Raw genomic sequence first — 13833 nt, forward strand, 5'->3', positions numbered from 1 at the left:
CCGACCCGCCGGGCCGGCGGGCGCCGGAGTGCCGGGAGCGGGCCAGCCGGCGGGCGGCGCCTGGCCGGCGACCGTCGCCCGGCCGGGGCCGGAGCCGGGAACATCGGGGGCGTCCGGGCGGGACGCCTCCCCGGGCGGACCTGGTGGACCGGGACGTCCGGCGGCGGCCGGGCCGGGCCACGGGCCCTCGCCGGGGCGGGGACGCTGTTCGGGGGCGGCGGGCCAGCCACCGCGTACCGGCGGGGTGGCCTGACCAGCGACGGGCGGGCGGCCCGGCGGCGGCCCGGCGGGGCGGGCGGCCGGGTGGCCGGGCGGCGGGGTGTCGGGTCCGGCGGCCACCGGGCCGGGACGCCGTGGACCAGCAGCCGGCGGCAGGTCGGGGCGCGGACCGGGCTGCGCCACCCGGGGACCACCCGGAACCGACGCCTCGGGGCGCGGAACCGGCTGGCCGACCGGCGGCGGGCCCTCGGGGCGGGAACCCGGCTGCGGCGCCCGGGGGGCGCCGGGAGCCGATGCCTCGGGACGCGGGCCCGGCTGGCCGGCGCGGGGACCGGGCGGTGCCGCCTCGGGACCGGCCGGGCCGGGTCGCGGGCCACCGGGCGGCCCCGCCGGCCCCCCGCCGACGGTGGGCGGGACGGGACCCCGGACCGGCGGGACCGGACCGCCGTCCGGGCCGAGCTCGGCCCGCTGCTGCTTCGCCGTACGCAGGTCGTCGATCCAGCCGAACTCCTCGCCGACCGGCTCCGGGGGCGCCTCGTCACCGCCGCGCCCCCGACCCCACCGACGCCCCTTGGCGCGAGGGTCACGCCGCTCGTCGGGACCGTCCTGCGGTCGCTCCCCACCACGCGATGTCACTGCTGAACCTCCCCGGCGGCGTCGCCGCCGTCCTCATCCGCCCCACCGGCGTGTCCCGTGCCCGACGGGAGACGGCCGTTCACCACCGGCGCCGGCCCGTCGGGGCGCGCCGCCGGGGCGGACAGCCCCCGGACGATCCGGCGCAGCAGGGGCAGCCGGGCGGCCACCGACCGCTCGGCGCCGTGCCCGCTGGGCCGGTAGTAGTCGGTCCCGACGAGATCGTCGGGAGCGTACTGCTGGGTGACCACCCCGCGCTGGTCGTCGTGCGGGTAGCGGTAGCCCGTGCCGTGCCCGAGGCCCCGGGCGCCGGCGTAGTGGGCGTCGCGCAGCCCACGCGGCACCGCGCCGCCCCGACCGGCCCGGACGTCCGCCATCGCCGCCCCTATCGCCATCGTGGCCGAGTTGGACTTCGGCGCGGTGGCCAGGTGGATCGCCGCCTGGGCGAGATTGAGCTGGACCTCGGGCAGGCCGACGTACTCCACCGCGTGCGCGGCGGCGGTGGCCATGGTCAGCGCGGTCGGATCGGCCATTCCGACGTCCTCGCTGGCGAAGATCACCATTCGCCGGGCGATGAACCGGGCGTCCTCACCGGCCACCAGCATCCGGGCCAGCCAGTGCAGCGCGGCGTCCACGTCCGAACCCCGCATGCTCTTGATGAACGCGCTGGTCACGTCGTAGTGGGCGTCGCCGTCGCGGTCGTAGCGCACCGCTGCCACGTCCACCGCCTGCTCGGTGGTGGCCAGGTCGATCCGGCCGGTGCCGAGCGCGGTCGCCGAGGCCGCGGCGGCCTCCAGCGCGGTGAGCGCCTTGCGCACGTCGCCGCCGGCGAGGCGTACCAGGTGGTCCTCGGCGTCGGTGGCCAGGGTGAGCGCGCCGCCCAGGCCACGCCGGTCGGCGACCGCGCGGCGGAGCAGGCCGCGTACGGCGGCGTCGTCCAGCGGCTGGAGGGTGAGCAGCACGCACCGGGACAGCAGCGGTGAGATGACCGAGAAGTACGGGTTCTCGGTGGTCGCCGCGAGCAGCGTGACCGTCCGGTCCTCCACCGCGGCCAGCAGCGAGTCCTGCTGGGTCTTGCTGAACCGGTGCACCTCGTCGATGAACAGCACGGTCTGCGGGCCACCGGAGCGGCGCTCGCGGCGGGCGGTCTCGATGACGGCCCGGACGTCCTTGACCCCGGCGGAGAGCGCCGACATGGCGACGAAACGGCGGTCGGTGGCCCGGGCCACCAGGTGGGCGATGGTGGTCTTGCCGCTGCCCGGCGGCCCCCAGAGGATCACCGACAGGGCAGCGCCGCCGCCGACGAGCTGGCGCAGCGGCGCGCCCGGCGCGAGCAGGTGCTCCTGGCCGACCAGTTCGTCGATGCTCGCGGGCCGCATCCGCACCGGCAGCGGGGAGTCCTCGCCGACCGTGGCGAAGCCGTCGACGCCGACGGCACCCGCGGGGGCGCTGGGCGCCGCGGCGGGTTCACCGAGGGAGAAGAGGGCGTCGGAATCCATCAGGAAGACAGTACCGGGCGCGGCCCACGACGCCGGAATCGCGCCGTGGACCGCGCCCGTCCTGATCCGTTGCGGTCAGCCGCGACCCGGCCGCCGGCCCCGGTACCACCGGCCGCCGCCACCGCCGCGCGGGCCGCTGCCGACGCCGGCCAGGTAGAGCGAGAGCAGCAGCAGGCCGATGAGTACGAGGGTGTTCCAGTTGAACAGGTCAGGTGCGCCGAAGTTGGTGTTCAGCAGATCGATCAGGAGCGCGAAGCCGAACACGATGGCCGCGAGGATGGCGAGCATGTGAGTGTCCTCCGGTAGGGGGTCCCAGTAGGTCGGCGCGAGATGTACCCAATCGGTCGGGTCGTCAATCTCCCGGGTGGACCGGTCCCGCCCGGTCGGTCGCCAGGACGGCGTACCGCACGGAGTCCCACCAGCGACCACGGACGTGGAGGTGGTCGCGGCTGATCCCCTCCCGCCGCATCCCGGCCTTCTCCAGCACCCGGCAGGAGGCGGTGTGGTCGGGTCGGGTGGTCGCCTCGATCCGGTGCAGCCCGAGTTGCTCGAACCCGAGGCGCACCAGCAGACGGGCGACCTGTGTCCCGAGGCCCCGGCCCCAGTGGTCGGGGTGGATCACGTAGCCGATCTCGCCCCGCCGGTGGGTGGAGCTCTCCACGGCCAGGTTCCCCAGGCCCACCGGCCGGTCGGCGACGACGACGGCCAGCCGGTACTCCCGCCGGGGCGACTGTTCCGCCGCCTGCCGCCAGGCCCGCACGGCCGCGCGGACGTCGTCCGGCGACGGCGGTGCCTCGTCCAGCACCCGGTCGGCGACCCGGGCGTCGTCGAGCAGGGCCCACAGGGCGGGGACGTCGCCGTCGTCCCACTCGCGGAGCAGGCAGCCCGGACCGGTCATCCGGACCGGACGCACCGAACGCAGCTCGGTCACCACTGCTCCTCTCGTGTGCCGGCGGCGCGATCGCCGCCGATCAGGTTCCGGCAGGTCGGGACACCGTCCCGGCCGCCACCGTCCCGGCCGCCACCGTCGCGGGCCGCCACCGGGCGGGTCACCGGGACTCGGTGACCGGGGTGTCGACGGTCGGTCGGGCCGTCGGCAGGGCGGGACCGGGGGCCGGCGGGTGGGGGTGCCCGGTGCCGGTCCGCGTCGCCCGCCAGGCGGGCAGGTACAGCGGGGCGGCCACGGCCAGCACCACCGCGCCGACCAGCATCGCGGTGCTGACGCCGGCCACGCCGGCGACCGCGCCGAGCACCACCGCGCCGAGCGCCCCGGCCGGCTGGGCCACCATCGAGTTCAGCGACAGGACGCTGGTCCGGTACGGCCCGTCGACCTGGCGGTGCAGCAGGCCCATGTGCAGCGGGTTGGACGCGCCGTGCACGGTGTAGCAGGCCAGGTAGGCGATCAGCACCCCGACCGGGCCGGCGAAGAGCCCCATCCCGACCACGGTGCCGCCCTGGAGGATCCGCAGCAGCGCGGCGCTGGGCGCGGCCCCCAGCCACCGCAGCAGCAGCGGAGTGGCCGCCGCGCCGGCGGCGTTGGCCAGCCAGGCCGCCGAGCTGGCCGGGCCGAGCAGGGCTGCCGCCCGGTCGGCGTCCCCGACCACCTCGGCGAGGCGGACCGGCAGCAGCGACTCGAAGGTGAACATCCCGAAGCCCCAGAACAGCTCCACCGCGACCAGGGCGAGCAGTACCCGGGAGCGGCGCAGCAGCCCGATCGCCTGGCCGACCATCCGGGGCGCCTCCACGATCGAGGCGCGCAGCGCGCCGGAGCCCCGGGCCGGGCGGACCTCCGCCAGCAGCGCCAGCAACGCGACCAGGGCGGCCACCTGGAGGACGAGCGCGACCAGCACCGGCCCGGTGAGGGCGCTGATCGGGCCGAACGGACCGAGCGCGATCAGGCCGCCGCTGAGCAGCGCGCCGGCCGCGATGGCGACGCCGATGACGGTGCCGCCGTAGCCCAGGCCGCGCTCGTAGTCGGCGGCCGGATCGGCGGCCAGGGTGGCGTCGACGTACCAGGACTCCAGCGGGCCGCTGTCCAGCGCCCGGTAGACCCCCTGCAACGCGCCGGCCAGGAAGAACAGGGCGAACGTGTCGGCCGCCGCGAAGAGCGCCAGCGAGCCGAGGTTGACCGTCCAGGCCACGGCGAGCAACGGGCGACGGCCGAGCGCGTCGGCGAGCCCGCCGGTGGGCAGCTCCAGCACCAGCACGACCAGCCCCTGCGCGGTGGCCACCAGGCCGATCTGCGGCAGGGAGAGGCCGCGTTCCTGCATCAGCAGGATCATGACCGGGATCAGCAGGCCGCTGGGCAGCCAGCGCAGGCCGTAGAGGGCGAGGTAGCGGAACCGGACCTGGCATACGGTCAGCGCGCTCATCGGGGCTCCTCGGTCATCGGGGCTCCTCGGTCATCGGGTAGGCGGCGAGGAAGACCTGCACCTGCTCGGCGCCCGGTTCGTCGGGGTCCGCCTCCGCCCGGTAGCGCTCCGCCACCTGCCACAGCTCCGCCTCCAGGGCCTGCAGGCGCGACGGCGGGACGGTCAGGAAGATGTCTCCCATGCCGAACGCGTCCCGCCAGGCCGGTGACCACCGGTGCTGGACGGCGAGCCACCGCTCCGCGTGTTCCACCAGCAGCCGCACCTGATCGCCCTGGATCCACTCGATCGCGGCCCGGGCGTCGGGGTCGTCGTCGAAGTCGGTCGGTTCCCAGTTGGTGACGTCGTGCGCGGCCCGCCACCAGCGTTGCCGCCCGGTGTTCCGGTCCGGGTCCTCGACGACCAACCCCACGTCGGCGAGCTGACGCAGGTGGTAGCTGGTGGCGCCGGTGTTGGTGTCGAGCAGCCCGGCGAGGGTGGTGGCCGTGGCCGGACCCCTCACCCGCAACGCGCCGAGCAGCCGCACCCGCAGCGGATGGGCGAGGACCCGTACCTGCCGGTGGTCGATCCGCACGACGCGTGGCGCGGGCCCCGCGCCACGGTCTTCGTTCTCCATGGGATGCACAATAACTGTGCATAGAACTTGTGCACAATAGTTGTGCATCTTCCGGCCGCAGTCGGCCTGTTCCCGTGCACAGCAGGGTCCCGCCCGGCGCCGAACCCGGGCACGGAGGGACACCCCACGGGTACGGGTGCGTTTCTGGTCGCGGGGACCGCAACAGACGCACCCGAAGGGCGTGGGTGCGGCGCCGCAGAGCGCGGGTGGTGGCCGCCCGCGACGCGGGTGCGGGAGACCGGGCGGTGGCCTCAGCCGGCGAGCAGTTCGGTGACGCCGCGCAGTCGGGTCCGCAGCAGGCCGGCGGCGCGCGACGAGTCCAGCCGCACCTCGGTGGGGCGGACCAGGCCGGCTCCGGCGATCGTGCTGGTCCGCAGCCCGACCGGGGCCAACCCGTACCGGCGGGCCACCAGCAGCCCCAGCCCGGCCCGGCTCACCGCGTCCGGCCCGGCCACGTTCAGCGGGCCCGCGTACCCAGGAATCCGCCGGCCCCCACCACCAGCACCGTCATCGGGGTTCCACCTCCCCCGGAAACGACCAGGAGGTCCGCATCATGCTGATACGGACCTCCCGACCGGTGACCTCGCCGGTGTGTCCGGCGGCCGGGCGCGAACGGCGTCAGACCGGGTCGGCCACCGGGGCGGCCGGGCCGGCGGTGCCGGCGTGCGCACCGGCCGGCGCCTTCGGCTTGGCGTCGATGCCGGCCTCGGCGCGCTGTTGCCCGGTGATCGGGGTGGGCGCCCCGGTCAGCGGGTCGAAGCCGCCCCGGGTCTTCGGGAAGGCGATCACCTCGCGGATCGAGTCCGCCCCGGCGAGCAGCATGCAGACCCGGTCCCAGCCGAACGCGATGCCGCCGTGCGGCGGCGCGCCGTACTTGAACGCCTCCAGCAGGAAGCCGAACTTGTCCTGCGCTTCCTCGGGGCTGATGCCGAGCAGGTCGAACACCCGCTTCTGCACGTCGCCCCGGTGGATACGGATCGAACCGCCGCCGATCTCGTTGCCGTTGCAGACGATGTCGTACGCGTAGGCGAGCGCCCGGTCCGGCGCCTCCTCGAACCTGCCCACCCACTCGGCGTTCGGCGAGGTGAACGGGTGGTGCACCGCCGTCCAGCCGCCCTCGTCCGTCTTCTCGAACATCGGCGCGTCGACCACCCAGCAGAACGCCCAGGCGCTGGGGTCGACCAGGCCGGCCCGCCTGGCGATCTCGATCCGGGCCGCGCCGAGCAACTCCTGCGCCTCCCGGGTGGTGGCGCTGGCCGCGAAGAAGACGGCGTCGCCCGGCTTCGCGCCGACCGCGTCGGCCAGGCCGCTCAGGTGCGCCTCGGAGAGGTTCTTCGCCACCGGGCCGCGCGCCGCCCCGGTCTCCGCGTCGAGCACCACGTACGCCAGGCCCTTGGCCCCGCGCGCCTTGGCCCAGTCCTGCCAGCCGTCCAGCTCCTTGCGGGTCTGCGCGGCGCCGCCCGGCATGACCACCGCGCCGACGTAGCCGCCCGCGTCGATCGCCCCGGCGAAGACCCGGAACTCGGTGCCGCGCAGGTAGTCGGTCAGCTCGGTCAGCTCGACGCCGTAGCGCAGGTCCGGCTTGTCGGAGCCGTACCGGGCCATCGCGTCGTGCCAGGTGATCCGCGGGATCGGCCCGGTGATCTCGTGACCGGCCAGGTCCTTCCAGAGCGCGCCGACGATCGCCTCGCCGAGGTCGATGACGTCGTCCTCGGTGACGAAGGACATCTCGATGTCGAGCTGGGTGAACTCCGGCTGCCGGTCGGCGCGGAAGTCCTCGTCCCGGTAGCAGCGGGCGATCTGGTAGTACCGCTCCATGCCGCCGACCATCAACAGTTGCTTGAACAACTGCGGCGACTGCGGCAGGGCGTACCAGCTTCCCGGCTGGAGCCGGACCGGGACCAGGAAGTCGCGGGCGCCCTCGGGGGTGGACCGGGTCAGCGTCGGGGTCTCGATCTCCAGGAAGTCGCGCTCGTGCAGGACGCCCCGGGCAAGCTGGTTGGCCCGCGAGCGCAGCCGCATCGCCTGGGCCGGGCCGCTGCGGCGCAGGTCCAGGTAGCGGTACCTGAGCCGGATGTCGTCACCGGCCTCGACCTGGTCGTCGACCGGCAGGGGCAGCGGGGCCGCCTCGGAGAGCACCTCCAGCGCGGCGGCGGTCACCTCGATCTCGCCGGTGGGCAGCTCCGGGTTCTCGTTGCCCTCGGGGCGGCGGGTCACCTCGCCGGTGACCTTGACGCAGAACTCGTTGCGCAGCGCGTGCGCGTCCTCCTCGCGGAAGACCACCTGGACCACGCCGGAACCGTCGCGCAGGTCGACGAAGATGACACCGCCGTGGTCGCGCCGGCGGGCCACCCACCCGGCGAGCGTCACCGTGGTGCCGGCGTCCGTCGCGCGCAGGCTGCCGGCGTCATGGGTACGGATCACGACTTGCGTCTCCTCATCTGCGGTACGTCTCTGCCCTCGCATTCTGTCAGGCAGCCCGGTCACCCGGTGCCACCGGGCGTGGTTGCCCCACCGGGCGGGACCTCGCGGCCGACGGGGCGCCGGGTGCCCACCGGCGCCTCGGTGCGCGCGCCCGGCGTCGCTCGCCGGCCCGGGTGCCGGTCACGCGGAACGGGCCGCCGGGAACACCGGCGGCCCGTTCACGAGGGGTGGATCAGATGATGCTGACGCCGTAGACGCTCAGCGCCTCGGTGACCGGCTGGAAGTACGTGGTGCCACCGGAGCTGCAGTTGCCGCTGCCGCCGGAGGTCAGGCCGATGGCGCTGCTGCCGCTGAACAGCGAGCCGCCGCTGTCGCCCGGCTCGGCGCAGACGGTGGTGCGGATCAGACCGGAGACGCTGCCCTCGGCGTAGTTGACCGTGGCGTTGAGGGCGGTCACCGAGCCGCCGCGCAGGCCGGTGGTGCTGCCGGAGCGCTGCACGGACTGGCCGACGTACGCGTTGGCGGCGCCGGTGACGTCCTGGTAGCCGCCGTTGTAGAGGTAGACGTTGCCCGTCGCGTTCGCGGCGTTGCTGTGCCGGACGATGCCGTAGTCGTTGCCCGGGAAGCTGGTGCCGGCGCGGGTGCCGAGCACGCTGGTCTGGCCGGAGTTCGAGTACCAGGTCGAGGCGATGTTGGTGCAGTGACCGGCGGTCAGGAAGTAGTTCACCCCGGAGCTGCTGCGGACGTTGAAGCCGAGCGAGCACCGGCCACCGCCGGCGGCGTAGATCGCCTGGCCGCCGGAGATGCGGGTGCTCAGCACGCCGGCCTCGGCCTCGACGCGGACGGTGCCACCGGTACGGGCGGCGGCGGCCTTGACCCGCTCCAGCTTGGCGCCGGTGACGGTGCTGTCGACCGAGACGACGACCTGGTTGGTGAGCGCGTCGGTCCACCAGGCGGTGCCCGGGATCTTCGCCGAACGCTCCAGCTCGGCGGTCGCCGAACGGAGCTGGGCGGCACCCCGGGTGACGAACTTCGGGGTGGCGCCGGCGGCGCGGACCTGACGCGCGGCGGCGGCGTCGGTGACCGCGACGACCATCTTGCCGCTGGCGTCGGCCCACGCACCGGCGGCCCGGTCACCGAGGCGGTCGGCCAGGGTGGCGGCGGCATCGGGAGATGCGGGCGAGGCAGGAGCCGCCTGGGCGGGTGCGCCGAGCAGCGCGCCGGTGACCAGGGTGCCGGCCATGGCGACGGCGGCGACGTGGCGGAGCGATGACCTCGTGGGTCGCATGTAACAACCTCCGGAAGGGGGTGACGGACAGTGTCATGGCGACACGTCCGGGGACAACCCGGCCGACCTGGGGAAACCGGCCGAGTGACTGAAGTATTCACACATTTAAGATCGTAAGCAAGACATGACTTTGCCCGGGTTCGCCCCGCCGCTGCGTATAACCGCCAGGCAACACCACGGACACACTGATGTCAGACCTGCCGAGGGCTGCTCGGACCCGTTCCACACCGGCGGACGGGGTCGGGACCGACCCACGGCGGCACCGGCCGGTTTCCTCGCCTCGCCCCGACGGCCGACCCGCCGCCGCCCGGCGGGCCCGGCGGCGGACTCACCTCGGCCCGGCGGCGGACCCACCTCGGCCTGGCGGCAGACCGGACGAGGCGGCGGAACCATCGCCGACCGGGGCGGTGGTGCCGGGATGGCGGGGCGCAGCGGTGGGTCAGGACGCCGCCGGGGCGGTACGGCGACGGGCACCCGGGCCGGGCCGGGGCACCACCTCGCGGGGCTCGACGACCTCGTGCCCGTCGGCGCAGCGCAGCGCGACGTGGATCTCGGCACCACAGTCGCGGTGGGCCACGCTGAGCGGTGATCCGGCCGGGTCGGCGAGGTGGCGGTCACCCCAGCCGAGCACCGCCACCAGCACCGGCCAGAGATCGAGGCCCTTGTCGGTGAGCCGGTACTCGTGGCGGACCCGGCTGCCCGGCTCGCGGTACGGCTCCCGGCGCAGCACCCCCTGCCCGACCAGGGTGGCGAGCCGGTTGGTGAGCACCTGACGGGGGATGCCGGTACGCACCCGCATGTCGTCGAAGCGACGGACGCCGTTGAAGACCTCACGGAGCACCACCAGGGTCCACCGCTCGCCGAGGACGGCCATCGCGCGGGCGATGGTGCAGTTCTCCACCGACCAGTCCAGTGCCGCGGGTCTCATGCCGACCAGGCTAGGTCTGATTGACAGACTCAGCAACGCGCTGCCACGCTGAGTCCATGACACAGACGCAGGATCCGGCGCGCAGCCGTACCTTCTCCTGGTCCGACCCGGCGGCCGGCGCGGCGCACATCGGCCGGCGCGGGGGCCTGGAGCTGCTCCGGGCGATGATCGCCGGCGAGCTGGCCGCACCGCCGATCATGCACCTGATCGACATGGCCCGGATGGAGGCCGACGAGGGCCGGGTCGCGGTCGAGCTGGTGCCGCAGGAGTTCCACTACAACCCGCTCGGCACCGTGCACGGCGGGGTCATCTCCACCCTGCTGGACACCGCCGCCGCCTGCGCGGTGCACACCACCCTGCCGGCCGGCGTCGGCTACACCTCGCTGGACCTGAACGTGAAGTTCCTCCGACCGGTGACGGTCGCCAGCGGCACCCTGCGCGGCGAGGGCACCGTGCTGCAACGTGGTCGCCGCACCGCCCTGGCCGAGGCCCGACTCACCGACGCCGGGCACCGGCTGGTCGCCCACGCCACCTCGACCTGCCTCCTCTTCCCCCTCGACGCCTCCGCCTGACCCCGACCCCGACCCCGACCCCGACCAGGCTCGGCCAGGCGCCCGACCCCGACCGGAGCCACCCGAAGGTCGGCCGGACCGGGGGTCGGGCGGGCAGGCGGGCAGGCCGGGTCGGGCGGGCAGGCCGGGCAGGGCAGGGCAGGCGGGTCAGGCGCGGGCGGCGAGGCGGGCGGCGCGAGCGTCCCGCTTCTCCTCGAACCGGGACGCGGCCCGCTCCAGGTCGTCCAGGTGGGCGGCGATCTGGTCGCGGGCGGCCTCGCCGTCGGCGTCCAGGCCGGCGACGTTGAACACGTCCCACTGGCGCAGCACCGGCGCGACCACCTCGTCGCGGTGCTGACGCAGGTCGTAGATGCCGGCCAGGGCGATCGCCACCGACTTGCGCCCGAAGCCCTCGATGCCCACCCCGGGCATCTGGAAGTCCAGCAGCACCTCGGCGACCGCCCGCATCGCCTGGTTCGGGGCCAGTTCGAGGGCGGCGGCGAGCAGGTTGCGGTAGAAGACCATGTGCAGGTTCTCGTCGGCGGCCACCCGGGCCAGCAGCGCCTCGCAGGTGGGGTCGCCGGTGGCCCGACCGGTGTTGCGGTGCGAGATCCGGGTGGCCAGCTCCTGGAACGACACGTACGCCAGCGAGCGCAGCATCGACTCGTCGTGGGAGTTGCTGTAGCCGGCGGTCATGTGCACCATCCGGGCCCGCTCCAGCGCCACCGGGTCGACCGCCCGGGTCACCGTCAGGTAGTCCCGGATCGCGGTGCCGTGCCGCCCCTCCTCGGCGGTCCACCGGCCCACCCAGGTCCCCCACGCCCCGTCCGGCCCGAACAGGGTGGCGATCTGATGGTGGTACGAGGGCAGGTTGTCCTCGGTGAGCAGGTTGACGATCAGCGCGGTCCGGGCCACGTCGGACAGCGTGGAGTCCGCCTCCGACCAGGCGTCACCGCCGAGCGGGCCGTCGAAGGTGCGCCCCTCGCTCCACGGCACGTACTCGTGCGGGAACCACTCCTTCGCCATCGACAGGTGGCGGTCGAGGTTCTTGGCGACCACGGGTTCGAGTTCGAGGAGCAGCGCGGTCTGGCTCAGTTCGGTCACGGGGGCCTCCCTACGGTGGCGTAACTTACGCCACCGTAGGTCCCCTGCGGCGTACGCGCCAGTAACCGGGCTCAGCCGACCAACGGCTTCAGATCCTGGCCGGGCGGCATCCACTCGCCCGCCGAGGCGGCCACCTGCTCGCCGGAACGGATGTCCTTGACCTGGTCGCCCTCGGCCCCCGGGAACCACACGTACGGGATGCCGCGCCGCTCGGCGTACCGGATCTGCTTGCCGAACTTCGCCGCGCTCGGCGACACCTCGGTGGGGATCCCCCGGGAACGCAACGCCTCGGCGACGGCGTTGCTGGCCGCCCGCTCCTCCTCGGTGCCGACCGCGACCAGCACGCAGGTCGGCACGCTGCGGGACACCGACAGGGCGTCGGCGCCGAAGAGCAGGCCGAGCAGCCGGGTCACCCCGATCGAGATGCCCACCCCCGGGAAGCGGACGGCCCCGGAGCTGGCCAGGTTGTCGTACCGGCCGCCGGAGCAGATCGAGCCGTACCGCTCGTAGCCGACGAGCTGCGTCTCGTAGACGGTGCCCGTGTAGTAGTCGAGCCCCCGGGCGATGCGCAGGTCGGCCACGCAGAGGCCGGGCGAGTGCGCGGCGGCGGTCTCCACCACCGCGACCAACTCCGCGACGCCCTCGTCGAGCAGCGGGTCGGTCACCCCGAGGGCGCGCACGGCGTCGGCGAAGGAGGCGTCCGGGGCCGAGACCTCGGCCAGGGCCAGACACGCCTTCGCCTGCGCCTCGCTCGCCCCGGCGGTCTCGCCCAGCAGCTCGGCCACCCGCACCGGGCCGATCTTGTCGAGCTTGTCGACCGCGCGCAGCGCCGCCTCCGGGTCGGTCAGCCCGATGCCCCGGTAGAAGCCCTCGCAGATCTTGCGGTTGTTGACCTGGATCCGCACCGGGGGGATCGGCAGCGCGCGCAGCGCGTCGCCGATGACCAGCGGCATCTCCGCCTCGTAGTGGGCCGGCAGGGTGTCCCGGTCGACGATGTCGATGTCGGCCTGGAGGAACTCGCGGTAGCGCCCCTCCTGCGGACGCTCACCCCGCCACACCTTCTGGATCTGGTAGCGACGGAACGGGAACTGGAGCTTGCCGGCGTTCTCCAGCACGTACCGGGCGAACGGCACGGTCAGGTCGAAGTGCAGGCCGAGGGAGTCGTCACCGGCCGGCCCGTCGGTGTCGGCCTGCAACCGGCGCAGCAGGTACACCTCCTTGGAGGTCTCCCCCTTGCGCAGGAGCTGGTCCAGCGGCTCCACCGAGCGGGTCTCCAGCGGCGCGAAGCCGTACAGCTCGAAGGTGCCCCGGATCCGGTCGAGGACGTACTGCTCGATCATCCGCTGGGCGGGCGTCCACTCCGGGAAGCCGGAGATGGGCGTGGGCTTGCTCATGGCGTACTCCTTGGGTCCCGCGCGGGCCGCGCGGGGAGGTCACGGTCGCGGCTACAGGCCGCGGGTGGGCGCGGCCTGGCGCGCGCCGCCGGAACCCGCCACCTCGACGAGGTACGGGTTGGTCGCGCGCTCGCGGCCGATGGTGGTCGCGGGGCCGTGGCCGGGCAGGACGACGGTGTCGTCGGCCAGCGGGAGGACCTTCTCCCGCAGGCTGGCCAGCATCCGGGGCATGCTGCCGCCCGGCAGGTCGGTGCGGCCGATGGCGCCGGCGAAGAGCACGTCACCGGAGAGGCAGACCTGCTCCGCCTCCCAGGGCGAGCCCGCGCCGGGCAGCCGGAACAGCACCGACCCGCCGGTATGGCCCGGGGCGTGGTCGACGGTGATCTCCAACCCGGCGAGGGACAGCGTCGCCCCGTCGGTCAGCTCCGCGACGTCCTCCGGCTCGGCGTACGGCAGCCGGCCACCGAAGAGCTGGGTGAGGTCCATGGACAGCGCCTTGGCCGGGTCGGCGAGCAGTTCCCGGTCGTCGGGGTGCACGTACGCCGGGATGCCCCGGGCGCCGCAGACCGGCGCGACGGAGAAGGTGTGGTCGAGGTGGCCGTGGGTGAGCAGCACGGCCGCCGGGTGCAGGCGGTGCTCGGCGAGCAGGGCGTCGAGCCGGTCGAGCACCCCGATCCCGGGGTCCACCACCACGCACTGCTCCCCCGGCGCGGTCGCCACCACGTAGCAGTTGGTGCCGAAGGCGTCCGCGGGAAAGCCGGCCACGAGCACGTCCGCTCCCCTTCCGTTCGAGTCGTCGTCCCTCTGC

General features: G+C 74.6%; 13 protein-coding genes. 1 reads left to right on the forward strand and 12 read right to left on the reverse strand.

All coding sequences use genetic code 11. The annotated features are described in order from the left end of the window. Nucleotides 1-851: 851 nt before the first annotated feature. From ACIQG9_RS16275 to ACIQG9_RS16315, 9 genes are all read right to left on the reverse strand, one after another. The gene (locus ACIQG9_RS16275; protein WP_400402664.1) at nucleotides 852-2351 is read right to left on the reverse strand and encodes a replication-associated recombination protein A; all 1500 of its coding nucleotides are present in this window, start codon (nucleotides 2349-2351) and stop codon (nucleotides 852-854) included. 75 nt (nucleotides 2352-2426) lie between these two features. Beyond that, nucleotides 2427-2639, reverse strand: coding sequence for a hypothetical protein (locus ACIQG9_RS16280; RefSeq protein ID WP_074318554.1), 213 nt, complete (start codon nucleotides 2637-2639; stop codon nucleotides 2427-2429). Between the two features lie 64 nt (nucleotides 2640-2703). Then, entirely contained in the window at nucleotides 2704-3282 is a 579-nt protein-coding gene (locus ACIQG9_RS16285) for a GNAT family N-acetyltransferase (RefSeq protein WP_400402667.1), read from the reverse strand. A gap of 118 nt (nucleotides 3283-3400) precedes the next feature. After that, nucleotides 3401-4723 (reverse strand): MFS transporter, encoded by a 1323-nt coding sequence (locus ACIQG9_RS16290; protein WP_400402670.1) that lies wholly within the window; start codon nucleotides 4721-4723, stop codon nucleotides 3401-3403. Between the two features lie 13 nt (nucleotides 4724-4736). Beyond that, the gene (locus ACIQG9_RS16295) at nucleotides 4737-5336 is read right to left on the reverse strand and encodes an ArsR/SmtB family transcription factor (protein WP_400402673.1); all 600 of its coding nucleotides are present in this window, start codon (nucleotides 5334-5336) and stop codon (nucleotides 4737-4739) included. 251 nt (nucleotides 5337-5587) lie between these two features. Then, entirely contained in the window at nucleotides 5588-5791 is a 204-nt protein-coding gene (locus ACIQG9_RS16300) for a hypothetical protein (RefSeq protein WP_400402675.1), read from the reverse strand. A gap of 163 nt (nucleotides 5792-5954) precedes the next feature. Continuing rightward, nucleotides 5955-7760, reverse strand: a complete 1806-nt coding sequence (aspS, locus tag ACIQG9_RS16305) for an aspartate--tRNA ligase (protein ID WP_400402677.1) — start codon at nucleotides 7758-7760, stop codon at nucleotides 5955-5957. Between the two features lie 232 nt (nucleotides 7761-7992). After that, the gene (locus ACIQG9_RS16310; RefSeq protein ID WP_400402680.1) at nucleotides 7993-9048 is read right to left on the reverse strand and encodes a S1 family peptidase; all 1056 of its coding nucleotides are present in this window, start codon (nucleotides 9046-9048) and stop codon (nucleotides 7993-7995) included. A gap of 439 nt (nucleotides 9049-9487) precedes the next feature. Beyond that, a complete protein-coding gene (locus tag ACIQG9_RS16315; protein ID WP_400402682.1) occupies nucleotides 9488-9976 on the reverse strand; it encodes a winged helix-turn-helix transcriptional regulator in 489 nt (162 codons plus the stop codon). A 56-nt stretch (nucleotides 9977-10032) separates the two neighbouring features. Between ACIQG9_RS16315 and ACIQG9_RS16320 the strand changes: the two genes are divergently transcribed. Next, nucleotides 10033-10548 carry a PaaI family thioesterase gene (locus tag ACIQG9_RS16320; RefSeq protein WP_400402684.1) on the forward strand — a complete coding sequence of 172 codons (516 nt, stop codon included), beginning with the start codon at nucleotides 10033-10035 and terminating at the stop codon, nucleotides 10546-10548. A 147-nt stretch (nucleotides 10549-10695) separates the two neighbouring features. Here the strand turns inward: ACIQG9_RS16320 and ACIQG9_RS16325 are convergent, their stop codons facing one another. The 3 genes from ACIQG9_RS16325 to ACIQG9_RS16335 form a co-directional block, all read right to left on the reverse strand. Then, nucleotides 10696-11631 carry an acyl-ACP desaturase gene (locus ACIQG9_RS16325; protein ID WP_400402686.1) on the reverse strand — a complete coding sequence of 312 codons (936 nt, stop codon included), beginning with the start codon at nucleotides 11629-11631 and terminating at the stop codon, nucleotides 10696-10698. A gap of 71 nt (nucleotides 11632-11702) precedes the next feature. Further along, the gene (gene hisS, locus ACIQG9_RS16330; protein ID WP_400402688.1) at nucleotides 11703-13025 is read right to left on the reverse strand and encodes a histidine--tRNA ligase; all 1323 of its coding nucleotides are present in this window, start codon (nucleotides 13023-13025) and stop codon (nucleotides 11703-11705) included. A gap of 51 nt (nucleotides 13026-13076) precedes the next feature. Further along, on the reverse strand, nucleotides 13077-13796 hold the full coding sequence (locus tag ACIQG9_RS16335; protein ID WP_400402691.1) for an MBL fold metallo-hydrolase: 720 nt from the start codon (nucleotides 13794-13796) through the stop codon (nucleotides 13077-13079). Nucleotides 13797-13833 lie beyond the last annotated feature (37 nt).

It is taken from the genome of Micromonospora sp. NPDC092111, assembly GCF_044755745.1.
Taxonomy (GTDB): domain Bacteria; phylum Actinomycetota; class Actinomycetes; order Mycobacteriales; family Micromonosporaceae; genus Micromonospora.